Annotated in this window: 22 protein-coding genes; 10 read left to right on the top strand and 12 right to left on the bottom strand. The window is 52.0% G+C overall.

Translation table 11 applies throughout. The features are described 5' to 3' along the window. Nucleotides 1-50 precede the first annotated feature (50 nt). Genes gcvT through gcvPB form a run of 3 tightly spaced genes read left to right on the top strand, consistent with a single transcriptional unit; the run spans nucleotide 51 to nucleotide 3,981 of the window. Nucleotides 51-1,175 (top strand): glycine cleavage system aminomethyltransferase GcvT, encoded by a 1,125-nt coding sequence (gene gcvT / locus NYE29_RS13030; RefSeq protein WP_340896324.1) that lies wholly within the window; start codon nucleotides 51-53, stop codon nucleotides 1,173-1,175. After that, nucleotides 1,172-2,524 (top strand): aminomethyl-transferring glycine dehydrogenase subunit GcvPA, encoded by a 1,353-nt coding sequence (gene gcvPA, locus NYE29_RS13025; protein WP_340896323.1) that lies wholly within the window; start codon nucleotides 1,172-1,174, stop codon nucleotides 2,522-2,524. Before gcvT ends, gcvPA begins: the two co-directional genes overlap by 4 nt. After that, complete coding sequence (gcvPB, locus tag NYE29_RS13020) at nucleotides 2,521-3,981, top strand: aminomethyl-transferring glycine dehydrogenase subunit GcvPB (RefSeq protein ID WP_340896322.1); 1,461 nt, start codon at nucleotides 2,521-2,523, stop codon at nucleotides 3,979-3,981. The genes gcvPA and gcvPB overlap by 4 nt, the downstream gene beginning before the upstream one ends. Nucleotides 3,982-4,080: 99 nt before the next feature. Here the strand turns inward: gcvPB and NYE29_RS13015 are convergent, their stop codons facing one another. Beyond that, entirely contained in the window at nucleotides 4,081-4,887 is an 807-nt protein-coding gene (locus tag NYE29_RS13015; RefSeq protein ID WP_340896321.1) for a LuxR C-terminal-related transcriptional regulator, read from the bottom strand. 293 nt (nucleotides 4,888-5,180) lie between these two features. On the opposite strand from NYE29_RS13015, the gene NYE29_RS13010 reads away from it, so the two are divergent. The 3 genes from NYE29_RS13010 to NYE29_RS13000 are packed head-to-tail and all read left to right on the top strand — an operon-like array spanning nucleotide 5,181 to nucleotide 7,838. Next, on the top strand, nucleotides 5,181-6,197 hold the full coding sequence (locus tag NYE29_RS13010) for an ABC transporter ATP-binding protein (protein ID WP_038597244.1): 1,017 nt from the start codon (nucleotides 5,181-5,183) through the stop codon (nucleotides 6,195-6,197). Between the two features lie 18 nt (nucleotides 6,198-6,215). After that, nucleotides 6,216-7,022, top strand: a complete 807-nt coding sequence (locus NYE29_RS13005; protein ID WP_076109598.1) for an ABC transporter permease — start codon at nucleotides 6,216-6,218, stop codon at nucleotides 7,020-7,022. 18 nt (nucleotides 7,023-7,040) lie between these two features. Beyond that, nucleotides 7,041-7,838: an ABC transporter permease gene (locus NYE29_RS13000; RefSeq protein WP_340896320.1), complete on the top strand. Its 798-nt coding sequence runs from the start codon at nucleotides 7,041-7,043 to the stop codon at nucleotides 7,836-7,838. A gap of 135 nt (nucleotides 7,839-7,973) precedes the next feature. Here NYE29_RS13000 and NYE29_RS12995 read toward each other — a convergent pair whose 3' ends face one another. The 6 genes from NYE29_RS12995 to NYE29_RS12970 form a co-directional block, all read right to left on the bottom strand. Continuing rightward, nucleotides 7,974-8,369 (bottom strand): hypothetical protein, encoded by a 396-nt coding sequence (locus NYE29_RS12995; RefSeq protein WP_340896319.1) that lies wholly within the window; start codon nucleotides 8,367-8,369, stop codon nucleotides 7,974-7,976. Nucleotides 8,370-8,840: 471 nt separating this feature from the next. Next, nucleotides 8,841-11,846, bottom strand: coding sequence for an efflux RND transporter permease subunit (locus tag NYE29_RS12990; protein WP_340896318.1), 3,006 nt, complete (start codon nucleotides 11,844-11,846; stop codon nucleotides 8,841-8,843). A 361-nt stretch (nucleotides 11,847-12,207) separates the two neighbouring features. Then, a complete protein-coding gene (locus NYE29_RS12985) occupies nucleotides 12,208-12,531 on the bottom strand; it encodes an L-rhamnose mutarotase (protein WP_340896317.1) in 324 nt (107 codons plus the stop codon). Nucleotides 12,532-12,765: 234 nt separating this feature from the next. After that, entirely contained in the window at nucleotides 12,766-13,929 is a 1,164-nt protein-coding gene (locus NYE29_RS12980; RefSeq protein WP_340896316.1) for an ABC transporter permease, read from the bottom strand. Then, nucleotides 13,922-15,085 carry an ABC transporter permease gene (locus tag NYE29_RS12975; RefSeq protein WP_340896315.1) on the bottom strand — a complete coding sequence of 388 codons (1,164 nt, stop codon included), beginning with the start codon at nucleotides 15,083-15,085 and terminating at the stop codon, nucleotides 13,922-13,924. The genes NYE29_RS12980 and NYE29_RS12975 overlap by 8 nt, the downstream gene beginning before the upstream one ends. 17 nt (nucleotides 15,086-15,102) lie before the next feature. Next, nucleotides 15,103-16,038: an ABC transporter ATP-binding protein gene (locus tag NYE29_RS12970; RefSeq protein ID WP_340896314.1), complete on the bottom strand. Its 936-nt coding sequence runs from the start codon at nucleotides 16,036-16,038 to the stop codon at nucleotides 15,103-15,105. A gap of 449 nt (nucleotides 16,039-16,487) precedes the next feature. On the opposite strand from NYE29_RS12970, the gene NYE29_RS12965 reads away from it, so the two are divergent. Together NYE29_RS12965 and NYE29_RS12960 are read left to right on the top strand one after the other, a co-directional pair. Continuing rightward, entirely contained in the window at nucleotides 16,488-17,642 is a 1,155-nt protein-coding gene (locus NYE29_RS12965) for a sensor histidine kinase (protein WP_340896313.1), read from the top strand. A gap of 53 nt (nucleotides 17,643-17,695) precedes the next feature. Then, nucleotides 17,696-18,352: a response regulator transcription factor gene (locus NYE29_RS12960; RefSeq protein WP_340896312.1), complete on the top strand. Its 657-nt coding sequence runs from the start codon at nucleotides 17,696-17,698 to the stop codon at nucleotides 18,350-18,352. A gap of 216 nt (nucleotides 18,353-18,568) precedes the next feature. Here NYE29_RS12960 and NYE29_RS12955 read toward each other — a convergent pair whose 3' ends face one another. The 5 genes from NYE29_RS12955 to ftsE all read right to left on the bottom strand — a co-directional run bounded on the left by NYE29_RS12955 (nucleotide 18,569) and on the right by ftsE (nucleotide 24,545). After that, nucleotides 18,569-19,879, bottom strand: a complete 1,311-nt coding sequence (locus tag NYE29_RS12955; RefSeq protein WP_076109724.1) for a PDZ domain-containing protein — start codon at nucleotides 19,877-19,879, stop codon at nucleotides 18,569-18,571. Between the two features lie 111 nt (nucleotides 19,880-19,990). Then, complete coding sequence (locus NYE29_RS12950; protein ID WP_076109607.1) at nucleotides 19,991-21,460, bottom strand: S41 family peptidase; 1,470 nt, start codon at nucleotides 21,458-21,460, stop codon at nucleotides 19,991-19,993. 119 nt (nucleotides 21,461-21,579) lie between these two features. Beyond that, complete coding sequence (locus NYE29_RS12945; protein WP_076109608.1) at nucleotides 21,580-22,887, bottom strand: murein hydrolase activator EnvC family protein; 1,308 nt, start codon at nucleotides 22,885-22,887, stop codon at nucleotides 21,580-21,582. Nucleotides 22,888-22,954: 67 nt separating this feature from the next. After that, nucleotides 22,955-23,869, bottom strand: coding sequence for a permease-like cell division protein FtsX (ftsX, locus tag NYE29_RS12940; RefSeq protein ID WP_076109609.1), 915 nt, complete (start codon nucleotides 23,867-23,869; stop codon nucleotides 22,955-22,957). Then, on the bottom strand, nucleotides 23,859-24,545 hold the full coding sequence (ftsE, locus tag NYE29_RS12935; protein WP_038600957.1) for a cell division ATP-binding protein FtsE: 687 nt from the start codon (nucleotides 24,543-24,545) through the stop codon (nucleotides 23,859-23,861). The genes ftsX and ftsE overlap by 11 nt, the downstream gene beginning before the upstream one ends. A gap of 298 nt (nucleotides 24,546-24,843) precedes the next feature. Between ftsE and NYE29_RS12930 the strand changes: the two genes are divergently transcribed. Both NYE29_RS12930 and NYE29_RS12925 read left to right on the top strand, forming a co-directional pair. Further along, nucleotides 24,844-26,280 carry a VanW family protein gene (locus NYE29_RS12930; RefSeq protein WP_340896311.1) on the top strand — a complete coding sequence of 479 codons (1,437 nt, stop codon included), beginning with the start codon at nucleotides 24,844-24,846 and terminating at the stop codon, nucleotides 26,278-26,280. A 206-nt stretch (nucleotides 26,281-26,486) separates the two neighbouring features. Then, on the top strand, nucleotides 26,487-26,891 hold the full coding sequence (locus tag NYE29_RS12925; RefSeq protein ID WP_340896310.1) for a hypothetical protein: 405 nt from the start codon (nucleotides 26,487-26,489) through the stop codon (nucleotides 26,889-26,891). The last annotated feature ends 6 nt before the right edge of the window (nucleotides 26,892-26,897 follow it).

The raw sequence follows: 26,897 nt of genomic DNA, 5'->3' as shown, positions 1-26,897 counted from the left end.
AAAGGAAATCCCGTTAGGCTTGCATGTAATCAGACCAAGGGAGTGAGCACATGAACGCTTTGAAAAGAACGCCTTTTTATGACCTTTATTCTGCTTATGCGGAGTCCAGATGCATTGACTTCGGCGGCTGGGAGCTGCCGGTGCAGTTTACAGGAATCGTCAGGGAGCATGAGGCCGTCCGCGGGCAAGCCGGACTGTTCGATGTGTCGCATATGGGTGAATTCATGGTTAGCGGCAGCGGCTCCGAAGCCTTCCTGCAAAAAATGACGACCAATGATGTCAGCAAGCTGGCAGACGGTGGAGCGCAGTACACGCTGCTTCTATATCCAAACGGCGGTGTTGTCGATGATTTGCTCGTATACCGCCTCGGCGAAGAGCGTTACATGCTTGTCGTGAACGCCTCCAACATCGACAAGGACTTTCAATGGCTGCAGGAGCATCTAACCGCAGAATTCAGCGGCGTCAGCCTGAGCAACATCTCGGATGAGACTCTTCTACTCGCCCTGCAGGGCCCGCTGGCTGAGGCCATCCTCTCCAAAGTTACAGCGGCTCCCATTGCTGAGCTGAAGCCTTTCCACTTCATCGAGAACGCCGAGGTGTGCGGCGTGAACGTTCTGCTCTCCCGCACCGGATATACCGGCGAGGACGGATTCGAGCTCTACGCGCCGCCGGATACAGCGGCTGCGCTGTGGAACGGCCTGCTGGAAGCGGGGGCTCCGCACGGCTTGACACCAGCCGGTCTTGGCGCACGCGACACGCTGCGCTTTGAAGCCAAGCTGCCGCTGTACGGCCAGGAGCTGTCGGCGGATATTACGCCGCTGGAAGCAGGCGTGCAGTTCTTCGTGAAGCTGGACAAAGAAGATTTCATCGGCCGTGATGTGCTGGTGAAGCAGAAGGCTGACGGTCTGCCCCGCCGCCTTGTCGGTCTGGAAATGATCGACCGCGGCATTCCGCGTTCCCACTACCCTGTATACGGGGATGGAGTAAAGATCGGTGAAGTGACCACCGGCACCCAGTCACCGACACTCAAACGCAATCTCGGACTTGCGCTGCTGGATGCAGCTTACAGTGAAATAGGCACAGAGGTAAACGTAGAGATCCGCGGCAAGCAGCTCAAGGCTGTCGTGGTCAAAGCGCCATTCTACAAAAAGAGCCAGGGAGTGAAGCCGCAATGAAGCACCGTTATCTGCCAATGACTGAACAAGACCGCAACGAAATGATGGAAGCAGTCGGAATTCAGTCCATGGAGGAGCTGTTCTCCGATATCCCCGAGGCCGTCCGTTATCAGGGAACTATGCCGATGTCGGAGGCGCTGGATGAATACGCCTTGCTGCGCCATATGAAAGAGCTGGCCGACAAAAATGCCAATTTCGATACCCACGCCAGCTTCCTCGGCGCCGGCCTCTATGACCATCATATCCCTGTCGTCATCAATCATGTCATCTCCCGTTCGGAATTCTATACTGCCTATACCCCTTACCAGCCGGAAATCAGCCAAGGCGAGCTGCAGGCGATCTTTGAATTCCAGTCCTACATCTGTGAGCTGACCGGCATGAAGGTGGCCAACGCCAGCATGTACGATGGTGCTACGGCTTTCTCGGAAGCGGCAGTACTTGCAGCTGGTGCCACCAAACGCAAAAAGCTGATTGTCTCCCGCACCGTGCATCCTGAGGCCCGCCAGGTGCTGCGCACTTCGGCAGGGGCCTGGGGCCTCGATGTCGTAGAGATTGACTATAAAGACGGTGTAACCGACCAAGCGAAGCTTGCCGCAGCCATCGACGGCGACACGGCGGCTGTCCTGGTGCAGTCACCGAACTTCTTCGGCGCGATAGAAGATCTCGGTGCCATCGAGCCGCTGATCCACGGCGTCAAAGGCCTGTTCATCGTCAGCGCCAACCCGCTGGCGCTCGGCGTACTGGAAACGCCGGGCAAGCTCGGCGCCGACATTGTCGTCGGTGATGCGCAGCCGCTGGGCATTCCGGCTTCGCTGGGCGGCCCAACCTGCGGATTCTTCGCCGTAGCGGAGCATCTGATGCGCCGCATGCCGGGCCGGATTGTCGGCCAGACCGTTGACCGGAACGGCAAACGCGGCTTCGTGCTGACGCTGCAGGCCCGCGAGCAGCATATCCGCCGTGAAAAAGCCACTTCGAACATTTGCTCCAACCAGGCGCTGCTGGCGCTATGCGCTTCCGTCTATTTGTCCGTGATGGGCAAAGAAGGCATGCGCGAGGTTGGCGAGCTGAACATCCGCAAGAGCCACTATGCCGCCGGCAAACTCGGCGAAATTAACGGTGCTGCGGCTGCGTTCTCAGCTCCTTACTTTAACGAATTCGTCCTGAAGCTTCCCGAAGGAAGTGAAGTGAGCGAGATTAATTCCAAGCTCATAAAAGAAGGTTATCTCGGCGGTTACGATCTGGGCCGTGATTATCCGGAGCTTGCCGGACATATGCTGGTTGCCGTCACGGAGAAAAGAAGCAAAACCGAAATTGACCAATTCGCCAGCGCACTGGAGGGCTGTTTATGAAACCGGAACAAAGTCTGATCTTCGAGCTTAGCCGTCCCGGCCGCTCGGCCTACTCCCTGCCGCAGTGTGATGTTCCGCAGGATGAGAACCTTGATGCACTGATCCCTGCAGGACTTCTGCGCAGCGAACCGGTCGTGCTGCCGGAAGTATCCGAAGTGGATGTCATCCGCCACTACACCGCGCTGTCCCGGCGCAACTTCGGCGTCGACAACGGATTCTATCCGCTCGGCTCCTGTACGATGAAATACAATCCGAAGATCAACGAAGATGTTGCCCGCTTCCCGGGACTGGCCAAGATTCATCCTTACCAGGCGGAAGAAAGCATTCAGGGAGCTCTGGAACTGATGTACACCCTGCAAAATGATCTTTCCGCTTTGACCGGCATGGATGCCGTCTCCCTGCAGCCTGCCGCAGGCGCACATGGTGAATGGACTGGCCTGATGATGATCCGCGCCTACCATGAGAGCCGCGGCGAGACCCGCACGAAGGTGATTGTGCCGGACTCCTCGCATGGCACCAACCCGGCCAGCGCCGCAGCAGCCGGACTTGATACGGTGACGATTCCTTCCAATAATAAAGGAATGGTTGATCTTGAAGCGCTGAAGGCAGCTGTCGGCAGCGATACCGCCGCGCTGATGCTGACCAACCCCAGCACACTCGGCCTGTTCGAAACGCAGATTGTGGAGATTGCTGCAATTGTACATGAAGCGGGCGGACTGCTCTATTACGATGGAGCCAACTCCAATGCCATTATGGGCATTACCCGTCCCGGCGATATGGGCTTCGATGTGGTGCATTTGAATTTGCACAAGACGATGAGCACCCCGCATGGCGGCGGCGGTCCGGGAGCCGGACCTGTCGGCGTGAAAGCGAAGCTGATTCCTTTTCTTCCGCAGCCTACGGTGGTCAAGAATGAAGATGACAGCTTCTCGCTGAACTATGGCGGCCCGGAATCCATCGGGCGGGTCAAGGCCTTTTACGGCAACTTTGGAATTCTCGTCCGTGCCTATGCCTATATCCGTACCTACGGGCCGGACGGCTTGCGCGAGGTTTCCGAAAACGCCGTGCTGAATGCCAACTATATGATGCACCGGCTGGCACCGTATTTTGAAATTCCGTATCCGGGTGTCTGCAAGCACGAGTTTGTGATGTCCGGCAAGAACCTGAAGCAATACGGCGTGCGCACGCTGGACGTAGCCAAACGCCTGCTCGACTTCGGCTACCACCCGCCAACGGTCTACTTCCCGCTGACTGTGGAAGAGTGCATGATGATTGAGCCGACCGAAACCGAAAGCAAGGAAACGCTTGATGGCTTCATCGAAACGATGATTCAAATCGTCAAGGAAGCCCAGGAGACTCCGGAAATCGTCATTAATGCTCCGCACACTACGGAGATCAGCCGTCTGGATGAAACGCAGGCCGCACGCAAGCCAGTACTGAATTGCTCTTGCGGTTAAAGCTGATTATCCCTAAACCGGCTCTATAAGAATTGAATAAGAGCCGGCCCTGGATACCAATTATCGCGGGCCGGCTCTTTTTATATGTATAAAAATCTGTTAATGTGCAAGCTTTTTGGTGAACTGCCACCGGTCATTTACACGCATTTTACTGTAGATGTTCTTGACCATGTTACGCACTGTGCCTTCGCTGATCCCCAGCTCGTTGGCAATGTGCAGCGCACTTTTCTCCATGAGCCATAACCGGGACACATCTTGTTCGCGCGCAGTCAGTCTAAATTCCTGAAAACTGGCCTCCAGCCGGTACTGCTGCATCTCCGGGTGCTGCTCCATCCACTTCTCCGAAATGTTCTCAGCCACCTGCTGCACGAAGGGGATGGCAAATTCAATCTGTTCATTTTTATTGAAGGAAATATCCACATAACCATACACTTTGCCATCCCTCTGCAGCGGAGCACATACGCAATTCCACCCTTTAAATACAATATTGGAATGTTCCTCACCTCTCACTACACCAATACAGTTCATTTCCATAGCCAACGAGACCGCATTTAAACCAGAATATTGCCCTCCTAGGCTGACACCGACACCCATACCAGCCTGAAGCATATCCGCTTGAAGATCCGGAGAGGAAGATACCAGCTCCAGAATGACGCCCTCCTTGCCAGTTAAGAACACAACATAGGGAATGGAGATAAAATGGCTGATTTTTTTCATTTCGTTGCGGATGGAAGCAATCATTGCTGTATGATAAATACGGTCTTTGCATTTTTCATTCGAAGAAACCGCTGTCAATTCAGCAGGTATTGCTCCTTCTTGTTTGGCGACTGGCTGGAATAATTTAAGTTGCTCCTCTTTCAAGTCCCCGGGCAGGCACCAGACTCTCGTCTTGTCAAAGATACTCAAATAGCTCCACCTCCATTTTTACCATAATCTATTATAATCGATTTTAGAAAAACGTATTATAACATAAATCAGAGAATTAAGAACATGCATCATTAGATTGTCTATTATGGACAAATAAAGCTCCACTATAAAATCCGCATGTTCATCAGACAGAGGTCTTTTTGCAGGATTCGTCATAAACTAATAAAAAAATTATTCTTTCGATTTATTGTGATAGTTTTCGACATTACAGCAGTGCTATATTAACGGAACACGCCTTTTTATAGAATGTCAACACTGAAGGAGGATGACCCTTGAGTATTATTGAAGCTAAAGGACTGAGCAAGTCGTTTATGCAGGCGGTGAAGGAGCCCGGCCTCAAAGGTGCGGTCAAACATCTGCTGATCCCCAGGCATATTGAGAAGATGGCGGTGCAGTCGCTGGACCTTAGCATCGAGGCAGGTGAGACGGTGGCCTATGTCGGGCCGAACGGTGCAGGCAAGTCTACCACGATCAAAATGCTGACCGGCATACTGATGCCTACCGCAGGCAGTATTTCTGTAAACGGTATCAACCCGTACCGGAAAAGAATGGAGAACGCCGCCCAGATCGGAGCGGTGTTCGGGCAGCGCACGCAGCTGTGGTGGGATATTCCGATTGTGGAGTCCTTTTCCCTGCTGAAGGATATTTATCAGATCCCCGATGCTGTGTACAAGACCAACTTGGAGATGTTTATTGAGATGCTGGGTATGCGTGAATTTATTCACTTATCCGCCCGGAAGCTCTCCCTCGGCCAGCGTATGCGAGCGGATCTGGCTGCTGCTTTATTACATAACCCGCCGATTGTGTATCTGGATGAACCGACGATTGGCCTCGACGTCTCCGTGAAGCAGAAAATCCGCGAATTCATCAAAAAGATCAACCAGGAGCAGCAGACTACAGTTATGTTGACCACCCACGATCTGGGTGATATTGAGGACCTGTGCAAACGGCTGATTATCATCGACCACGGCTCCATTATCTATGACGGCAGCTTAAGTGAAGTCAAATCCCGTTTCGCCAGAAACCGGGTGATCTTTTTCCAGGTGGGCTCGCCATTGCCCGAGCTGTACCAGCAGCTCTCACAGACTCCGGGAATGAAGCTGGACTTGCAGAATGATCAAGAGTTCTCCGTATCCTTTGACCGTTATGAATATACCGCCAGCGAAGTGGTCAGCCGGGTGATGAAACATGGCGAGGTGATTGACTTCCGGATGGAGGATGCCAATATCGAGCAAGTCATCAAAGCCGTATACGACGGAAATCTGAACCTGAACGAAACCGGTGCATAAGGAGGAGCGAACGCAGTCATGCCTGTACCCAATCTTAAGAAATACAGAAGTATTGCCAACCGGTCCTTGCAAAATGTTCTCGCTTACCGGACTTCTTACGTGATCACCTTTCTGGCCAATTCGATCAATCTGCTGGCAATCTACTTTTTATGGCAGGGCATTTATAGCGGCCGCGATATCGTAGGCGGGTATTCGTGGGACCAGATGAAAACCTACTTGCTCGTTACCTTTCTGGCCAACTCTGTGTTGTCCTGGTATTCCGAAACATCTATTTCCGGCAAAATCCTCGACGGGAGCGTTGCCGTAGATTTGCTTAAGCCCATTGATTTTCAAAGTGCAAGATTTGCGGAAACCTTGGGCTCCAGCCTGCTTGAGGGAGGAATGAGCACGGTGTTGCTCGTTCTGTTCGCCACCTTCCTGACCGGTGTAACCTTCCCGCAGTCGGCGCTGGTCTATCTGCTGTTCGCAATCAGTCTGCTCGGAGCGATCCTGGTAAAGTTCGGCGTTGTCTATCTTGCGGCATTATTATGCTTCTGGTCGACCGGCTCCATGGGCATTGTCTGGACAAGAATCGCCCTGACCAACCTACTATCCGGAGCGCTGGTACCCTTGGCCTTTTTCCCGGATTGGCTGGAGAAGCTCGCACTGTTCCTGCCTTTTCAGAGCATTATTCACACACCGACGATGATCTTTCTGGAACAGGCGGACACTTGGGAGAGCGTCAGGCTGATCGGCCTGCAATTCTTCTGGGGGATTGCACTCTGGATTGCCGGAAAATGCATGTGGAACTGGGCAGTACGTCAGGTAACGATTCATGGAGGTTAGGCGGAAGGAGAGCGAAGCATGAAGTTATCACGCATGTTCTATCTATACAAAAGGCTCTACATACAGCAGTTAAAAGCCATCATGGAATACAATAAGGATTTCTATATCTTAATGTGTTCTGCCGCATTAACGCAGGTGCTGGGATTCGTCTTCCTCTGGGTCATCTATGACCGGATTCCCGACATCAACGGCTGGCAGTTCTGGGAAGTCACCTTTATGTACGCGATGATCTTTCTGACCGAAGGCATTGCCTCCCTGTTCTTCGAGGGGGCCTGGCGTATGGGCAGATTGGTCAACATGGGAGAAATGGACCGTTATCTGCTGCGGCCGGTGCCTGTCGTGCTTCAGGTGTTCTGTACAGGCATCGGCATTAACGGCCTCGGAAATCTGCTGATCGGCGGCGTAATTGTCTGGCAATCGCTGGTCCACACCCATCTCCACTGGACCTTTGGCAAAGTCATAATTATTGCCCTGCTCCTTGTGACAGCAGTAGTTATCCGCGTGTCGATCAATCTGGCCGGCAATTCGGCAGCCTTCTGGATCCGTAATGCCGGCAATGCCTTTCCCTTGATGGTCCATAATTTGGCCGACCTGGCCAAATATCCGATCACGCTGTTCCCGCAGGCCGTACGGGTGTTTATTTCTACCGTGCTTCCTTATGCGTTTATCAGCTTTTATCCGGCGACATATATTTTTGGCAAAAGCGAATGGTCCGGCTGGTGGATGCTGGCCCCGGTAGCTGCAATAGGAAGTGCAGCTGCGGCCTACGGCATTTTCCGCTTCGGACTATCGCGTTATGAAAGTACGGGGAATTGAGCCGCAAAGAGCGGACTGATTATTAAAGACCAGAATGTAAATACTAAAAACCCCACTTGTCCATTTGGGCCGGTGGGGTTTTGACGTTTATATGAAGATAGTAATTACGATTACGTTAAAATCAATCAATAATTATTAATAGATAACTTTAAAGTTCCCTCCGAAACTTGAAGTTACATAAATTTTATGATAGCCCCATAATTGGCTTGTATACTTACCTGAACCAATAATCTCTGTTCTATAGTACCAATTATTACTGGGATCGATGGCATAGATTACGTAATTACCGCCTGGTTCGCCTTGAATCTCGACTGTATAAACGCCATTGAAATATATATCCGTAGTAGGAGTTCCTACTGAACCGTAAAGTGTTGCCAGCGGTGTAACAACTCCGCTCGCTGCCTGAACTTCCTGTGCCGCAGGAGCAGCAGCAGGAGTAACGGCTTCATCAGCGAACGCAGCCGGTACAGATCCTAAGAGCATGGCCATAGTAGAAAGTGCGGCAATTGCTGACTTTTGAATTTTTTTCACAATTAAACATCTCCTTTTAGTAATTGAGTTGGAATGAATCCTTCACTATATCCTTGCTACTAACAAGAACACTACTAAACCGGGCGATAAAAATTGTGTAGCGAAAAGAACAACTTCCCCCCTCGCCTATTAATTTATTACAAGATTAATAATACATATATTCCCATGGAAAAACAAGTATTTTATATATGAATATGTGTTAAAACTATATATTTACACAAAAAATCATATTATTTTACATAATTCAGTAGGAAATTTTGTTTTTATATGTATATTATTGATTGTAAATATTTTGTAAGAATAAATGAAAAAGTCTTAGCTCATGAACTCCACGTTCCGTAATGGAAGTGTGGAACACAGGCTAAGACTTTTTTTGCAGGATTAACCTCAGGAGTTTAAAAGCTCCAATACGTCACCTGCCCGGATACTATTCAATTGTCACTGATACAAGCCTTCCCTGCCTATTTCGGCCTATGCTGCAACCGCAGATTTTGCCGCCTTTTTACGTTCCTTGGCAGATTTGCGGAAGTACAGCAGCTCGTAGATGGCCGGCACGACCAGCAGCGTCAGCAGAGTGGCTGCGGTTAATCCGCCGATTACTACGATGGCCAGACTCTGCGAGACAATGCTGCCCTGCTCGGAATGTCCGAAGAGCAGCGGTAACATGGCGCAGACAGTGGCAATCGCCGTCATTAGAATCGGGCGCATCCGTGTGCCGGTTGCTTCGAGAATGGACTCGCGGATCGACATATGCGCTTCATTCTGCTTGATGCGGTCGATCAGCACCACCGCATTTGTGACCACGATGCCAATCAGCATCAATGCACCGAACAACGCGGTGAAGTCAGGGGTTACCCCGGATATGATCAGGGCTACAATCGCTCCGATGGCTGCAAGCGGCAATGAGAACATAATTGCCAGTGGTGCACGCAGCGTCTTAAAGGTGAGCACCATAATCAGGTACACTAGGCCGATTGAGATCAGCGCCGTCATTCCAAGGTCACCGAAGTCCCCGGCCTGGTCTGCCGATGCTCCGCCTGCGAACAGAGTTACACCGTCCGGCAGCGTTATGCCGTCTGTCTGCTTTTTAATATCGGCACCGATGGCCGATACCTTCTTCGGATCCACTTCTGCGGTAATCCGCACATAAGGCTTGCCGTCCTTATGGTACAGCATAGCTGGCTGATCCGTGACCTCAAGGGCTGCCACTTGCGACAATGGCTGCGGACCAGCGGCGGTCATGATGGTCATATTCTTCAGGTCTTCCTGTGATTCCGCCTGAATAACAGGTTCAAGGATAACGCCGGCAGGAGAACCGTCCAACTCGATCTGTCCCAGCGGAACCGGATTGAGCATCGCCCCCAGCTGCATGGAGATTTCTTGGGCGTTAGCTTCAGCAGGATTCACCTTGAAGGCAAATACCGGCTTGGTATCCTCCATGTTGCTGCTGACCTTTTGCACACCTTCTATACTCTTCACCTTGGCGGCGACCTCTTCAGCAATTGTATTGATAGCTGCGACATCATTGCCGACAATATCGACATATTCACTGGTGGAGCTTGAGCCCATCATGCTGGCTTCATTTGCGGTCAGCGTTGCCCCCGTATAGGAAGCCTGAAGACTGCGGACTTTATCCAAAAACACCTGCGCATCCGTTCCTTCTTTGATCATTACTGTATAATCCACCTGGGTCAGCGAGGTAACACTGCCCCATTTCGCCGAATCGGCACTGTTCCCGGATTGCATGATGACCGTCTGGGCCTGCGGCTGGTTCATCAGCTCCTGCTCCAGCAACTTGCCATTCTTCAACACCTCCGCGACCGGAACATCATTCGGATATACCAGTTGAACGGATACATTGCTGGCATCGCTAGCATCCAGCGCGGCCTTCGGCATAGCAATATAAGCGCCAATAGAGCCGACTAACAGCACCAGCCCCAGGCTCAGCGTGAGCCATTTGCGCTGCAGATTCCAATCGAGAAAACGGGTGAACCATCCGGCGGGCTCATGTTCCTTCAGGGAAGAGCCGCGCAGCAGCCAGGAGCTTAGCAGCGGAACGACAGTCAGCGCCACAACAAGCGAAGTCAGCAAGGAGTAAGTTACCGTCAAGGCAAACGGAAGCAAGAAAGCCTGCAGTCCGCCGCGCAGCAGCCCCATCGGCAGGAATACCGCCACCGTAGCAAGCGTTGAGCTGGTTATGGCTCTGGCCACCTCGCGGGTTGCGCTGATCACCATATCACGGGACAAGGGTTCCTTCTGCATACGCCGGTAAATATTCTCAATGACCACGATGCTGTCATCCACCAGCCGTCCGACAGCAACGGCAACCCCGCCCAAGGTAACGATGTTCAGGGTAATTCCCGATACCTTAAGCAGGTAAAGGGTAACCGCCAGGGACAGCGGAATGGATATCGCCGTGATCAGCGTAGCCCGGATGTTACGCAGGAACAGCAGGATTACGATTGTCGCAAACAACGCACCGAGCAGGACTTCACGCATCATGCTGTTGACGGAGGTGACCACCATATCAGAGGTGCTGAAAATGACGGAGGCCTCGGCATTTTTAATTCTGTCATTGATATCGTCTGCAGCGCTGCGCACCTTATCGCCGACATCTACTGCATTGGCATTCGCTTCCTTGGTAATTACGACGAACAGCACATCTTTACCATTGGAGCGGCTGACGCTCTCCTGGTCTATCTTGGCCTCAACAGCGGCAATATCCTGCAGCTTTGCTCCAGCCCCGACCTGCAGCTGCTTCAAGGTATCTATACTGTCTATCGAAGAGATTACATTCACATTCCCCGTCTGGCCGCCGATCGTCTGCTCGCCGATGGAGGCGGAAACATTGCGCCCCTGAAGCAGCCCCAATACCTGCGCAGTGGTTACCCCTTTTGCGGCCATCGCCTTCGGATCAAGCTTCACTCTAACTTGAGGAGCTGTCTTGCCATACAAAGCTACGCTGGCTACCCCTTCGATCTTCTGCAGCTCAGGGATAATGGTATTCTCGGCAATCTCAAGGTTATCTTTGGTGAGCCCATCATCGAACGACAGCGTAAGCTGGGAGACAGGAATCATTGAGGTGTTCAGCTGAATGATGAACGGGTCCATCACACCTTCGGGAAACTGCAGTGTACCCACAGCTTTCTCGACTTCCTGCGCCGCCTCCTTCATATCAGACTTGCCGTCAAAATATATGTCTACCTTGGCATATCCGTCTCCGGAGGTAGACATTTGTTCGGTCTTGCCCTTCACCTGAGAGGTCGCCGCTTCAATCGGCTTGGTAACCGAGGTTTCCATCGAATGCGCATCCTGTCCGGGTCCAAGCACTGTAACCGTGATCTGTGGATTATCGGCCTCCGGCATGAATTCCATCGGCAGCGAGGTGTAGCTCATTATCCCCACCACCAGTGCCATAACAACTAGAAGACCTACCGCCCCCTTATTGCCAAACGACCATTTCGTTAACCATGTCATTCTTTTTTTCCCCTTCCACTCCATTATTGATTGCTCTCTTTAAGACTGATCCCTTATGTATCAAGCATTGCTTTCCTGCTTTAGTGTAGTAGCTTTTGGCCAAAGTCAAAACCGCCCAACGAAGGGTTTCGTGCTCAGTCCCGAGGCGGAGGTGATCCCATTCCCGGGATGGAGCTCCTCCAGATAAGCCGAAGCCCGGCCGAAGCAACACAATATAAACCTAAATAATCCACTCGCTCTGCCCCAAACCGCCAGTACAAGCTTTCCATAAAAAAACAAAAAAGAAGCCTATATGGACAGGCTTCATCAAATTCAAACAAATATTCGGTTGATCAAGAAAATATTTATATGGGCAACCGTACTATTTCAAATAAAATACCTCGCGGAGCGGTTCCATCGGTGTTTCTTCGTTAAAATCAAAGGAGCCCTCAACCATTTTAGAGGTAATGGCGTTCCACCGGTTGCAGGCATCGCTCTGGGCAATGTAAGCAAAAGCCGTCTCTTTGTCATCACATTCAAAGCAGTAGAAGAACTGATTGCCGTTCTGGAAGATCGAATAATTGCTGATTCCCGCTTTGCTGTGCTCCTCAAGGATTTCCGGCCAAGGGTTCAGGTGCATCTGCACATATTCCTCCAGATACTCTTCCTTCACCTTCCAGGTCCAAGCCAACTTGTTGCTGCTCATCTTCCCGACCTCCCAAAAGTTTTGTTAGCATTACTTCATTGAGCCCACTTCGGATAAAACTTGCTTCGCAAGATTTAATGATACCGCTTCCATCATAACTTTAGCAACTCTTTTTATGGGGAATATTGGGTAATCAAAGGATTCTTTAGAACGAAAAGCCTTTATCCCCCGCCAGCAGCAGTCCCTCTTCTGCTGCTGTGAGAAATAAAGGCTTTGTGTTACAGTTCATTCTTCCTACGCGTTGATCCCCGCTTCATTAGGGCGAAGAATCGCGGAGCCGATGGCCAGCAGAATAACGGCCATCAGGCCCAGAATGGCAAAGGGCAGCCACAGCTCATCCCAACCTCCACCGGCTGCGGCGATGTCCACCGCTTGAATCGCCCATTTCTGCGGCGTGAAATTGGCCGCCTTCTGCATGTAATCCGGCATGATGGACAGTGGCCAGAAGCAGCCGCCCAGCATGCAGGTCGGTGTAAGGATCAGCGTATTCAGCATCCCGGTATTGTTCGGGTTGCGGATCAGCCCCGCCACAGTACCGGCAATTCCCATGGATACGAGCATGAATGCAGCGAGAACCAGGAAATACAAATACATCGGCACCTCATAGTCGTAACGGAGCACCCACTTGCCCAGTGCAAGCACAGCAGCGATCTGGATCAGCCCTACCATAAAGCTGCCGAGGAAATTGCCGAGCGCAATTTCATAGGATCGTACCGGTGCGCTGAACATCCGCATCATCGTCCGCCCCCTGCGGTCCGCCATAATCAACGACACGCTGCTGGTCACGAGGCTCATCAGAAACATCAGTGTCATACCTGTAATAACACCCAGTGTCTGCCGCGGGTACAGATTATAGTCGGTTCGGATACTGCCTACATTATGCTCTTCCGCCTGCTTCAGAATCGCGGTGAATCTCTCCTCCGAATCCGTACTCCCGGTTGCAGAAGCCTTTCTCACCGTAGCTGCGGTTGACAGCATTTCTACAGCGATAGCATCGGTTTTCATCTTGATTAGTATAGAATTCTCTGTCGTCTTCAGCTCATATACGGTGAGCTGCGGCGCTTTCCCCTGCAGAATTCCCGAGGTAAAGCCCTCCGGAATCCACAATCCGGCCGCACCGTCCTGCGAGGTGACACCTTCCTTCAAATCAGCCTCATCGCTGCGCTCAACAAGCTTGTAATCCCCGCTATTCTCCAGTTCAACAATCAGATGATTCCCGGCTGCTCCGGTATCCTTGTTGGTATACAGCAGAACCGCCGCGCTATCTTCCATGCCGCCGGTAACGGAGACAATACCGGCTACCACTAAAGAGGGCAACAGGATATGCAGCAGCAGCCCTCTGTGGGAACCTATCGTTCGCTTGACCATATTCCGGCCAATCGTAAATATGTTATTCATGGTACCCCACCTTCCGGTATGAGAGAATTGCCGCACTGAATAGAATCAGGCAGATCAGCAGCATCATCCATAAATTCGGCAGAATCTGCTCTAAATCTGAATGCAGCATCATTCGGATTACGGCTTGCAGCGTCCAATGATTAAGCGTAAACGCACCAATACTGTTCACCCAGGAATCAGGAAGCGGAACCATGCCGCCGCTAAGAAAGGTCATGCCTACTGTAATGACATTGATGATACTCGTGGCTTCCGTCTCTTTTTTACTGAACATGCACGCAATTACAGAAATGGTCAGGGAAGCGAGGATTATCAGCAGGCAGAACAGCGCCAGCAGACCCGGACGATTGCCCCAATACACACCGAGCAGCCAATGAGACAACAGAATGATGGCCGCACATTGAAGCATGGTGATAATCGCAATGCCCAGCATTTTTCCTATAAACAAATCCGACCCTTTAACCGGCATGGAGTTGATTCTGTAAAGCGTGTGATTGTCCTTCTCGCTGAACAGCGAATGAGTCACCGTAAGGCCGCTATACAGCAGAAACATCAACAGCATTGAGGCTGCATAAAATTGCGAGGCTGTGTAAGTTCTTCCTCCTTTACTCAAATCCCCAAGTTTTACGGCTGCCCCTTCTTGATGAGAATCTGCTGCTGCTGCAACTGCTTCCGGGCCCAGGGTCATCGCTGCTGCCTGCTTGTAATTCATGATGCTGAGAAAATTGTCAAAGGCTGTTCCAGCAACAGTGTTATCCATCCGGTCTTTACCAAGAATGAACTCCAGTTCAGCCTTTCCCCCGCGCTGTACTCCACTGTCAAATTCTTTCGGCACAATCACCGCATAGCCGTAGATGCCGGACCGCAGCCCGCTCTCTGCTTCCTGCCTGGTTTTGGCCTCTTGGGGAATAATATAATCCTTGATTTTGGCTGAATCCAGAAAAGTCTTGATCATCTTGGAACTTCCTGTCCCACCAGCATTCACTACAGCTACCTTCACCGGGTCGATAGTTTCAGCCTCTTTGTCTCCCACTACCCCGGAGAGCGACGCGCCAAGCAGGAAGATCAGCACCAGCGGCAGCAGGAACAAAATCATCAGCACCCACCGTGAACGGGTCAGCCTGCGCAGTTCGTACACCGCAATTATCAAAATATTCATTTCAGGTTCCCCCTCCTTTAATCGCGCAAGGTCCGTCCGGTCAGGCTCAGAAACAGCGTCTCGAGATTCGGCTCTTCGATATGCAGGGAGACAATAATCCCCTCATGCTTGGAAAAGATAAACAAAATGTCCTGCAGCTCGCTCTGTGAGGATGGAAGGTACAGCTCCACCGCCTGCTCCACTTCCTTGACGCGGTTAATCCGCGGGTGAAGACTAAGCTCTTTAATCAGGGCAGCCGAGATATTGACAGCCTTGATGACAATTTTTTCTTCATGGGCAACCTTCTCCCGCAGTTCTTTCTCTGTGCCGCAGGCAATTACATGACCTTTATCCATGATTGCTACACGGTCGCAAATCGCTTCGACTTCCTCCATGTAATGGCTGGTGTAAATGATGGTCGACCCCAGCTTGTTCAGCGTCTTAACCGACTCGAGGATATGATTGCGCGATTGGGGATCAATACCTACCGTAGGCTCATCCATAATGATCAGCTTCGGGCGGTGCATAATCGAGCAGGCAATGTTCAGCCGCCGTTTCATTCCCCCGGAGAAGGTGGCCGGTTTATCCTTCGTCCGGTCGCTTAGTCCGGTGAATTCCAGCGCCTCTTCCACCCGTTCTTTCAGCAGCTTGCCGCGCAGGCCATACAGCTTGCCAAAAAATCTCACATTTTCCTCAGCCGTCATCGTTTCATACAAGGCCAGTTCCTGCGGAACCAGACCGATTCTTTTTTTCACCTCTAGCGGAGCTGCTGCCACTGACAGCCCGTCGATGATAATCTCGCCGCCGTCAGGCTTCAGCAAGCCGCAAATCATACTGATGGTTGTGCTTTTCCCGGCGCCGTTTGGGCCGAGCAAACCGAAAATTTCGCCTTCCTCGATGTTCAGATTCACATGATCTACCGTTAATTTCTGGTCGTACCGTTTCACTACATTACTGAGTACCGCAAGTGTCATCTCTTCATCTCCCCTGTTCCTCAATCTCTATGCTCTTATTGTAACGCGCCAACAACATCACCGAAGGTACGAAAGGTCATCTTCTGGGGTGACTAAAGTCATCTCCTGAAATGGCCGGGGAATATGCTAAGATAAACATAAGAACAAAAATATAAGATGAAATAAAGAACTACCTAGAGGCAAAAGCAGCGGAGGGGAAGTTTGGAACTGCAGGAGCGATAGTGACCGCCTGAAAGCTTTCCGTAGGAAAGCTCGCTTCGGAAGCATAACCAGTCTACGGATTTCAACCGCAAATAGCGGTATAAATCAAGAGAAATCTGTAGACAACAGCGGCCGGAAGTCCAAACATTCACCGCAGTTGCCTTCTATGCCGGATCGGTAAGCTAAAGTTCAACTTATATAAAACATGATAGATTCGGGCATTCCATTGAAAAAAAGGATGACTTCTATTGATTAAAGAACTGAACTCTTTGCGTTACGGCCTCATTCTGCTCCCTGCGGCGATCACTATATACGTCTACGACTATGCCGACTATGAATTATTCACCCTGCATTTCCTGCTGCTGCTGCTTGTGGTGACGCTTGAGTACCAGCTGCCGAAATCACTGCCGCTGCTGTCCTGTATAGAACTGCTCTTCACGGCCTGGCTATGCCGCCAGTACGGTACACTGATGATTTTCCCGGCCATCTCAGCGCTGCTGCATTATTCATGTCAACAGTCAAAGGCGGTATCCGTCGTGTTCACCTACGTTCATTTGGCTGTCCTGAATATCGCCTTCAGTCAATCAACACCTGTCGAATGGGGAGTGATGAATCTTACTTTCCTGCTGGCCGTTTTTCTCAATGTGCTGCTGCTGCGGACCGGCCGCGGCCGCGAGGAAACGCAGTTTCTCTATGATGAGCTGCGCCGCAAGCATTTTGAGCTGGAAGAAGCCCGTAGCCGGCTGCTGCAGTTCACCTCTCAGGTAGAGAATGCCGCACAATCGGAGGAACGGGTACGGATTTCCCGCCAGCTTCATGATGATATCGGCCACAGGCTGATCCGGGTCAAAATGATGGTTGAAGCTGCCATTCATACCTTGCCGGCTGCTCCTGAATCCGGAATGAAGATGATGGACCAGATCCGCGATCAGCTCGCGGCCAGCATGGACGATATGCGCGCTGCCGTAAGACGGATTAATTATGCGCCGCAGCTTGAAGGAGCTTATGCCCTGGACCGCCTGCTGGAAGAAATCGGGCGGGATACGGGTATTGAAACTACGTATTCCATTCATGGGTATCCTTATCCGCTGTACCCAAGTACCCAGGTCGTACTTTATAGAAATGCCCAGGAGGCCATCACGAACGCCCTAAGGCACGGAAAAGCAGCGGCAGTATGGATCACACTGTCCTATAGTGAGCAAGAGGTTAAGATGGAGGTTGGCAATAATGGCAAACGGCCCGAAGGCGACCAGCTGCGAAGAATGCAGGGCAGCGGCGGCATGGGCCTGAAAGGCATGACCGAGCGGACAAACCTGATTGGCGGAACACTGGAGCTGCGTACGGAGCCGCAATTCACCGCAATTACCCGTCTGCCGGTTTATAGGCAGGCGGAGATTAGGTAACGTTGCATGAAGAACCGTAGGATCATAAATTAGAGATAAGGAGTTTGCCCGCTATGATTAATGTAGTAATTGTTGACGATGACTCTTTTATCCGTGAAAGCCTTAAAGTGCTGGTAGGTCTGGACCCCGACATTGCGGTTGTTGGCGCAGCAGGTGATGGCAATGAAGCATTAGCCTTGCTGCAGTCGCTGCCGCAAACAGATGTGGTACTAATGGATATCCGAATGCCGAATTGCTCCGGCGTGGAGGGCACCCGTCTCGTCAAGGAGACTTATCCCAATATCTCCGTACTCATGCTGACCACCTTTGATGATGATGAATATATCATTGAGGCACTCCGTAACGGCGCCAGCGGCTATCTGCTCAAGAACATCCCGCCGGACCGCATCATCCAGGGCATTAAGACGGTGCATGAAGGCAACATGCTGATCCATCCCGACATCGCCCGCAAAATGGCCGGATTTCTGCAGCCCGCCTCACGTACAGAAGCCGTACAGGGCCGGCCGCTGGAATCCTTCGGCCTAACCAAAGCAGAGCTGGCCGTCGTTGCTTCCATTGCCGAAGGTCTTACCAATAAAGAAATTGCCGCCAAGCTGTTCTTAAGTGAAGGTACCGTGAAAAACTACATTACCGATATTCTCAGTAAGCTCGGACTGCGCGACCGGACACAGATTGCGATATTCTATTTGAAAAACCGACAGGAGAAGTGATGGCCAGCCGGGATTACGTTACAGAGAACGGTTGTGGAACGGAGAAGTAGTTCGCGGACAGAAAGTTGTTCCCGGCTTTCTCTATGGATAGGAATACATAGATATACTCAGTACAATTAGAAAAAGGCCTGCCTCCCGCAGTTACGCGGGAATGCAGGCCTTTTATTGGTTTAGTTGATGGTGTGGATGCAACCACTTACGAATACTGCAGCAAGATCAGCCTCCGGCGTTTTCCTGTTTGGGTTCAGCACCGGCAGGTTTGGTCCGCTTGAGTCTATCTGCCGGAAGGCTGCGGCGACGGGTTCCGGTCTTCATTCCGATGATGCTGAAGATGCTGGAAGGTTTGGCCTCCGCAGTACGCAATTCATCCGGCTCCGGCACCAAAATCATCCCGAGCTGGTGATGGTCGCCGTCATATATCGCCCGCTGCAGATATTTGCTCTCGCCTTCCCGGTTCTTGACCTCCAGCTTGCAGAACGCCGGGTTCATGCGCAGCGCTTCATGCAGCTGCGCCGCTTCGGTCAACAGGACCCCGTTGACCTTCAGCAGAATCTCGCCCGGCAGGATGCCCATCTCCTGCGCGGGGCTGTCCGGCAGCACGGCAAGCACCTTGCGGCCGGCCGGGGGATGCACGAAGATGGGACTGGTACTGCGCTCCTCCAGAGCGCTGTACCAGCTTAAGCCTTCGTGCAGCAGAACAGCGGCGAGCGCCGCGAGCACGGTCAGCGGGCTCCACCAGGCCGCAAGCAGGCTGATGCCCAGCAGGACGATGCTGTATAACAGCAGCCGTCCTGCCGTGCGGGCCGCCTTGCGCCCGGGCAGCATGCTCTGGGTCATCTCGCTGAAGCCGATGATCACCGGCAGCGAGACCAGCCCAAGGCCGCCGCCCAGCAGCGGCTGCCAGGGCAGGTCGCCGATTCCCGCGCCTGAGGGAATCAGCAGGAACAACGGCAGCGGCCAGAAGGCTTGCAGCTGATAGCCGCCGACGACCTTGCCGCGCTTCCCTGCCAGGAAGAGCGGGGTTGCCAGGCGCGCGCCCTGCCAGCGCGCCAACAGCGCTTCCGCGAGATGAAGCAACGCGGCCAGCACCAGCAGCGCCGGGATATCCATATCCCGCAGCGCCGTGGCGAAGGTGCTTAAGCCTCCGCTCTGCAGGCTATCCGGGAAGAAGGAGAGCACAAATTGCGCAACTCCCAGCAAGCCTATGGAATAGGCGAAGCATAAAAACCGCACACGGAACAACATCAATACCAGACTGACCACCCAGATGAGGGCTACCGCAGCCCCGGGAAGTGAAATGCCCAGCGCGATCGCGGCAAGCGAGACGAGCAGCCCCATGACCAGCCCGCTCCAGATCGTCCGCCATGTTTCCCGCCCCCAGCTATGCTGCTTCACATGAATCAGCTTCCGCTCCAGTGCAACCTGCCTGCGGTAATACAGTGCTATAAATATAAGTGCGATATAGTAGTAAGGCTGAAGAAGCAGATGTATGACCGCATTCCCCCAGCTTGTAAGCAGTTCCGTCATCACATTCAAAGACTTCGTCACACTCCTTATCTCCCTGGCTTGACTCCTATTGCAGTGTAATTCAGTATCATCTACCCGTCATAGAAAAAAAGAAGGCTGAATTCAGCCTTCTTACTTTTTCGACGCTGTTGCCTTAATTTCCTTCTGAATCTCTTCGATTGCCTTGTTCCGCTGGTTATCATTGACCGGGTCCTGAATAACCTTGATCAGCGCCAGCTCCATGGCTTCTGCTGTCTTGGCGTCAATGACACCTGTCGATTTCAGCTTCGCCGTGCTTTGGAATTTCTTGACTGCTTCCTTCGTGCCTGCATCAAAATATCCATCTTTGCGGCCCGGCTTGTAGCCCAGACCCTCCAGCATCGTCTGTGCGCTTTTCACATCGGAACTGTTCATGTTGTATTGCAGTGCCACACTTTTGTTAATAGGCGCCACCGAGAAGTAATCAGGCTGGGATACCGCGATATCCGGCTTAATTCCTTTGCCGTGAATCCAGGTGCCATCCGGCGTCAGCCACTTGGCAATGGTAATCTTGAGCAGACTGCCATCCCCGAGTTCCTTTTCAAAACTGGTCTGCACCGTGCCCTTGCCGAATGAATTTTCACCGATCAGCTTGGCCCCGGCCGATTGCTGCAATGCCCCGGCAAGAATCTCCGATGCGCTTGCGCTGCCTTTGTTCATCAGCACGACTACCGGGTATTTCTTGCTTGAGCCCTTTGAGGTACTGACCTCGCGGGTTTTGTCCTTATTCTCGACCTGGACAATCGTTTTGCCGGACGGTACGAACTGCTCTGCCATCTCAATGACCCTTTGCAGTACACCCCCGGGATCGTTGCGGACATCAAGGACAAGTCCCTTCATGCCCTGCTTCTCCAGATTAGCCAGCTCTGTCTTGAAGCGCTCGGCGGTATTCATGGAGAACTGGGTCACTTCGATAACACCCACCCCGTTCTTCTCCATCGTCGCATACACAGTCTCCAGCTTCACGTCAGCACGGGTAATTACAAATTTCAGCGGCACTGCAGAACCTGCCCGCTGGATTTGAAGCGTGGCTTCGCTGCCTTTCGGGCCGCGTATCTTGGCTACAGCTGCATTCAGCTCCAACCCCTCCAGCGACTCTCCGTTCACCGACAGGATAACATCCTTGGCCTGAATTCCGGCTTTTTCGGCAGGTGAGCCCTTAATCGGGGACACCACCACTACCTTGCCGTTGTCTGAGGAAACTTCCGCACCGATTCCCGAGAAGGAGCCTTCGATACTCTCCTCGAACTTCTCTGCCGTTTCCTTGCCCATATAGTTGGAATAAGGGTCGCCCAGGGCTTCCATCATACCGTTGACCGCACCATCTATCAGCTTTTCCCGGTCCACAGTCTCGTAATAATTGCCCTCAATCAAACTCAGAGCGGTTCCAAGCTTCTGTGACTCCTTGTCCTCCAGGCCACCGGTCGGCCGCACCGACGCCGCCAGGCCTTCGCCTGCGGCTTGTCCAAATACTTGCACATATCCGGTTACGCCTAAGGTCAGCAGGCTGCCGCACAGCAAGGCGGCGACGATCATAAAGGCCGCTGTGCTTTTCTTTAACATAACGTTCCCACCGTCCCTTCTTGTCCATCTCGTAAAACCCACATTAGTCCGTCCAGGAAAGAACGGTATCTCTCCCAGTATATGCCGTATAACGAATTTATATTTATTAGTGCTAAAAATTAGAGATAAGGCATTGGATTAACCGCTTTTTGATCAATCCGGACTTCAAAATGCAGATGGGGCCCCGTTGAACGACCTGTCGATCCCGATTCAGCAATTACTTGGCCTCGTTCTACCTTTTCGCCTTCTCTCACCTTAATGCCGCCTTCGCGGATATGTCCATACAATGTCCAGACACCGCCGCCGTGGTCAATAATTACGCAGTTTCCGTAACCGCTCCACCATTCTGCAATAATAACGGTGCCGGAGTCCGCTGCATGGATGCTCGTCCCCTGCGGAACTGCAAAATCCACACCCGTATGCATTTTACCAACCTCTCCTGTCACCGGATGGGTACGCGGACCAAAAGGAGAAGAAATACGTGCCTGGCCTACCGGCATCAGGAAAGGACCACTGCCTCCAACATATTCTGAAGAACTGGAACTAGAGCTAGAACTGGAGCTGCTAGCGCTCGCAGCCTCCTTAGCTCTAGCTGCCGCTGCCGCCGCTCTGCGGGCCGCCTCCGCTTTCGCTGCTGCTGCCCTGCGTGCCGCTTCTTCAGCCTTAATCTTATCCTTCTGCACTTCCAAAGCGGAACGTTCACTGGCAAGCTGCACTAGCTTGGCGTTCTGCTCTTCACTGATATCATCCGTGTCTTGTATTTCCTTGTCATAATAAGCAATAAGTTCCTGTCTCTGCGCTTCTCTTTCCTTAAGCACGCTGCGCTGGGATTCCAGATTCGTGTACAACTGCTTGGCCTGGGCATATTGCCCTTCAAGCTCCTGCTTTTTCACAATAACGGTCTGCTTGTCCACTTTGTGCTGCACCAGCAAATCCTGATCCTGATCCACAATCATCTTCAGCGAATCGGCCCGGTCGAGAAAATCCGCAAAGCTCTTTGAAGACAGCAGCACATCAAGGTACGATACCGCCCCATCTGTATACATCAGCCGAACGCGCGATTCCAGCAATTTCTCCCGGGAAGCTACACGCGCTTCTGCTTCATCCAGCTCGGCCGCGGTAACATTAAGCGACTCTTCGGTGCTGGCGATTTTGCCGGAGGTGGTCTTCATTTCGCCTTTCACTTGTTCTATTTGCTCCAGCACATTCTGGAGATTAAGCGTTGTCTTGTTCTTATAGTGCTGGGCTTCCTGATTGCGTGATTCCGCTTTTTCCTGTGCAGCCTTGGCCGTCTGCACCTCTTGCTGCAGCTTCTTCAATTGCTTGTCAATTTCAGCGACACTTGTCTTCTTGGCATATCCGTCAGAGGGTCCTACTAAAGTGACAACCAGCAGTGCAGCGGCTAATCCGGCGGCAATCTTCTTCAACTCGCACTCCCCATCCTTTATTCTCAAATATTTTCGTTTCGTAATTTTAGTAGTATTGAATGAAGACTTATACTTTCAAAAACTTGCGGATCGACACGGTACTTCCCCACACACCGATCAGCACTCCCAGGCCAACCAGCAGCCCGCAGAGCATCAACCAAATATCCTCAAAGGGAACAAGTTTCAGCCCAAGCATCGGATCTCCCTGTACGGAAGCCACGAGACCGGTGTAACCGACGTAGAGGGCACCTGAGGTAACCAGCGATCCGATCAGACCAATGAGCGCACCTTCAATAAAGAACGGCCAGCGGATAAAATAATTCGTCGCACCCACCAGCTTCATGATGCCAATCTCCTTGCGGCGGGCAAGAATGGTCACCCGGATCGTATTGGAGATCAGGAACATCGACATCAGCGCAAGTCCTGCCACAAAAATAAAGCCGATGTTGCGCACAGCACGCGTTACTTTGAACAGCGTCTCTACCGATCCTTTGCCATAGTTAACTTTAAAGATTGGCTGCTCTTTGTGGGTCTTGTTGAGTGCTTCAATCTTTCCGGAGACAAAAGGAACGGTTTTGGGTTCGATAACTTCCACCAGCAGCTTGTCCGGCAGCGGATTATTATCCACATCAAAACCTTCCAAAAGCTCGGCGGCATCCGGGCCCATATCTTCGCGGAATTCCTTTAGCCCCTGCTCCTTGGAGACGAACTCAACCTTGCTGACTTCCGGCATGCTGCCGATTTCGTTCTCCACCGTTTCACGCATCTTCTGATCCGTATTCAGCGCTAAATGCACATTGATCTGCACCTGGCTGTCCGCCTTGTCTGCGACGGAATTAACATTAAGCACTAGCAATATAAATACGCCTAGGACGAAGAGAGAGACGACAATGGATGTGATGGAAGCCACCGACATCCAACCGTTGCGGAATACGTTTTTGAAGCCTTCCCGCACATGCCGCAAGAAGGTCTTAAAACTCATAACCGTATTCCCCTCTCACCTGGTCTCGAACAATGTTACCGTTCTCTATAGCCAGCACTCGCTTACGCATTTTGTTGACAATATCTCTGTTGTGGGTAGCCATTACAATGGTCGTGCCGCGAAAATTAATCTCGTCAAGAAGCTGCATAATTCCCCATGAGGTCTCGGGATCCAGATTGCCGGTAGGCTCGTCCGCAATAATAACGGAAGGATTGTTGACGATGGCCCGGGCAATCGCGATCCGCTGCTGCTCCCCGCCCGACAGCTGCGAAGGCTCACGGCCCGCTTTGCTGCGGAGACCTACCAGGTCGAGCACTTCATTGACACGTTTCTTAATGATCTTCTTCGGTGCTTCAATAACCTCCATAGCAAAAGCGACATTCTCGTAAGCTGTCAGCCTGGGCAGCAGGCGAAAATCCTGAAACACAACGCCGATATTACGGCGGACATAAGGGATCTTGCGCGGCTTAAGCTTACCTATATTAAACCCGCCTACAGATATCTGTCCTTTGGTCGGAGTTTCTTCTCTATAAATTAATTTCATGAACGTTGATTTCCCTGCGCCGGACGGTCCGACGATATAAACGAATTCATTGCGATCGATCTTAACGGATACACCTTGAAGGGCATGGGTTCCGTTCGGGTAGGTCTTCCATACGTCCTGCATTTCGATCATCTTATCACTTCCCGATTCTGACATATTGCTCCGGCCCCTGCCTTTCGACAGTAAACAGCGGGAGCTTCCATAAACTGCATTATTATCGCAGGCGTATCTATTGTAACAAATCCGTAACCGATTGAGTACCCGAAAGTTTTGCCGGAGCCGCACATATACATATATAAAAGCGTGATTGTTGTCCCCTGTACATATATATCGGTTAAAGAAACCGTTCTTTAAGCATTGTTACTACTAGCATTGTTACTATGGCCCGCGCCGCTTCAAGCGCCAATCCGCCCCCAGAAGGAGAATTTTCATGAAAAAAATCCACGCTGCGCTTATCGCTTTGATCGGGCTCATCCTTGCCGGTTCTCTTTTCACAGGAGCGCTTCATTTATATGGGAGCCAGAAAACCATTCCGAAGGACACCTATTTGGCAGGCTGGAACATCGGCGGAATGGACATCGGCGAGGTCCGCAACGGATTAAATACGCGGCTGGAGGCGCTGGAGGCGGTCCCTCTTATCCTGAAGGCGGAGGGTAATACGGAGTTGACCCTCACGCTGAAGCAAGCGGGAATGACCTACGAAGCGGAACATTTCCTCCGGGGACTGAAGGAGCTGACAGAAGGAAGACTCTTGGACCGGGTGCGCGCCCGCCGGAGTTTCCCCCGCAGCTGGAGCTTCGGTGCCCATCTGGAGATCAGCCAGCTCCAGAACAGCTTAAGCCCGGCCTGGGAAAGAGAGTCTTTTGGCATTCCCGTTGACGCCACGCGGCGGATTACTGAGGATGACCGGGTAGTCTATACACCAGAGAAGACCTCCTACGAGGTGGATTGGCACGGACTGGAGCTTGCCCTCCGGGCAGCCCTGCCAACCAGACTCAGTACCGTAGATTCTTTGCAGGGCAAGGGAATCACTCTTGAAGTGCCGTTGGCCGTCCAGGAGCCTGCAGTCACACTTAGGGCTTTGAAAGACCAGGGGATTGAACGGAAAATCACCCAATTCAGCACTTCACTCGGTACAAGCGGACCCGGGCGGTCCTTTAACGTAGAAGCCGCCGCCAAAGCCGTCAACGGTACAATGCTCCCGCCGGGCGCTGTGTTCGATTACGGTAAAGCGATTGAAAAAGCTCAGGTTGAATACGGCTTCCGTGAAGCACCGGTCATTGTGAACGGAAAGCTGCAGCCCGGCACTGGCGGTGGAATCTGCCAGGTCTCCAGCACCCTCTACAACGCCGCACTCCGCTCGGGGCTGGAAATTGTGGAGCGGCGCAATCATTCGCTGCCGGTCAGCTATCTGCCCAAGGGACAGGATGCAACTTTCGCCCAGGGCTACATCAATTTCCGCTTCCGCAACAACACCGGTAAATACTTGATTATTAAAGCTGCGGTACAAGGGCGCACCTTAACTGTAAAGCTGTTCGGAACGTTCCCGAAGAACGTTTCCTATGCTGTCCACTCCCAGACTGTGGAGGTGCTGCCGCCGACCGATAAGTATGTAGGCGACTCCTCGCTGCCTCCCGGCGGAACACGGGTACTGCAGAACGGCAAAACCGGCTATGTGGTTGAGACCTATATTACCCGCTATGAGGATGGCAAAGCCGTAGAGAAGACAAAGCTCTCACGCGATGTCTATCCGGCGCAAAAACGGGTCATCGCCATCAACCGCGGCGGCATGAGCAAATCCACCCTGCCGGAATCACCCAAAAAGCAACTGGTTGAGGATGGCGTACGCAGCAGTCAACAGCAGTGAGCCTTCCCTTTACTGGCGGACATTACGGAAATTCGAAAAAGACGGTCAGCAGCGGATGCTCTGACCGTCTTTTTGGGAAGTATAAGGAAGCATTCGTTGCACGCCCGTTTATATCCATTTTACACTCTGATAATCTACAGCGCCACCACAGTTAATAGTATGACGTTACACTGACAGTAAACTAACATCGGAAAGGATGAATTACTATGAGCACAATACTTGCATCCGGGCTGCCCTCCGTCGTCCGCAGCGCTCCTGCCGTCTACGCCTCCCGCACCTGCCGTGAAACGCTGCGTGTCATGTTTCAGCATCCAGAATCCAAATGCATTGTCGTCTGCAACTCCGTGAATGAACCTGTTGGCCTGCTGATGTGCGAGCGCTTCTTTTTGAAAGCCACCGGACGTTTGGGCATGGATCATTTCTACAGAGAATCTATAACCAAGCTGATGAACCGCAAGCCGCTGATTACAGACATCTCCGCCTCCCCAGACAACGTGCGGGCTGAAGCAATGAACCGCCCCGAGCCTATGAGAAATGATTGCATTATTATTACGAGCAACGGCAAGTTCGCCGGTGTTGTCTACCCTTCAGATCTACCTCAGCCCGAATAGCAAACC

The organism is Paenibacillus sp. FSL M7-1046, from assembly GCF_038007405.1.
Lineage (GTDB): Bacteria > Bacillota > Bacilli > Paenibacillales > Paenibacillaceae > Paenibacillus_AQ.
This window is presented reverse-complemented; position numbering and strand designations above follow the sequence as displayed.

What these genes read in the sequence shown, in the direction of transcription:
- NYE29_RS12970 (WP_340896314.1), bottom strand. Translation starts at nt 16,038, where the DNA reads ATGACACTTGCGGTACTCAGTAATGTAGTGAAACGGTACGACCAGAAA.
- ftsE (WP_038600957.1), bottom strand. Translation starts at nt 24,545, where the DNA reads ATGATCGAAATGCAGGACGTATGGAAGACCTACCCGAACGGAACCCAT.
- gcvT (WP_340896324.1), top strand. Translation starts at nt 51, where the DNA reads ATGAACGCTTTGAAAAGAACGCCTTTTTATGACCTTTATTCTGCTTAT.
- ftsX (WP_076109609.1), bottom strand. Translation starts at nt 23,869, where the DNA reads ATGAGTTTTAAGACCTTCTTGCGGCATGTGCGGGAAGGCTTCAAAAAC.
- NYE29_RS12980 (WP_340896316.1), bottom strand. Translation starts at nt 13,929, where the DNA reads ATGAATAACATATTTACGATTGGCCGGAATATGGTCAAGCGAACGATA.
- NYE29_RS12985 (WP_340896317.1), bottom strand. Translation starts at nt 12,531, where the DNA reads ATGAGCAGCAACAAGTTGGCTTGGACCTGGAAGGTGAAGGAAGAGTAT.
- NYE29_RS12990 (WP_340896318.1), bottom strand. Translation starts at nt 11,846, where the DNA reads ATGACATGGTTAACGAAATGGTCGTTTGGCAATAAGGGGGCGGTAGGT.
- NYE29_RS12955 (WP_076109724.1), bottom strand. Translation starts at nt 19,879, where the DNA reads ATGACGGAACTGCTTACAAGCTGGGGGAATGCGGTCATACATCTGCTT.
- NYE29_RS13000 (WP_340896320.1), top strand. Translation starts at nt 7,041, where the DNA reads ATGAAGTTATCACGCATGTTCTATCTATACAAAAGGCTCTACATACAG.
- NYE29_RS12925 (WP_340896310.1), top strand. Translation starts at nt 26,487, where the DNA reads ATGAGCACAATACTTGCATCCGGGCTGCCCTCCGTCGTCCGCAGCGCT.
- NYE29_RS12960 (WP_340896312.1), top strand. Translation starts at nt 17,696, where the DNA reads ATGATTAATGTAGTAATTGTTGACGATGACTCTTTTATCCGTGAAAGC.
- gcvPA (WP_340896323.1), top strand. Translation starts at nt 1,172, where the DNA reads ATGAAGCACCGTTATCTGCCAATGACTGAACAAGACCGCAACGAAATG.
- NYE29_RS12975 (WP_340896315.1), bottom strand. Translation starts at nt 15,085, where the DNA reads ATGAATATTTTGATAATTGCGGTGTACGAACTGCGCAGGCTGACCCGT.
- NYE29_RS13005 (WP_076109598.1), top strand. Translation starts at nt 6,216, where the DNA reads ATGCCTGTACCCAATCTTAAGAAATACAGAAGTATTGCCAACCGGTCC.
- gcvPB (WP_340896322.1), top strand. Translation starts at nt 2,521, where the DNA reads ATGAAACCGGAACAAAGTCTGATCTTCGAGCTTAGCCGTCCCGGCCGC.
- NYE29_RS12930 (WP_340896311.1), top strand. Translation starts at nt 24,844, where the DNA reads ATGAAAAAAATCCACGCTGCGCTTATCGCTTTGATCGGGCTCATCCTT.
- NYE29_RS12950 (WP_076109607.1), bottom strand. Translation starts at nt 21,460, where the DNA reads ATGTTAAAGAAAAGCACAGCGGCCTTTATGATCGTCGCCGCCTTGCTG.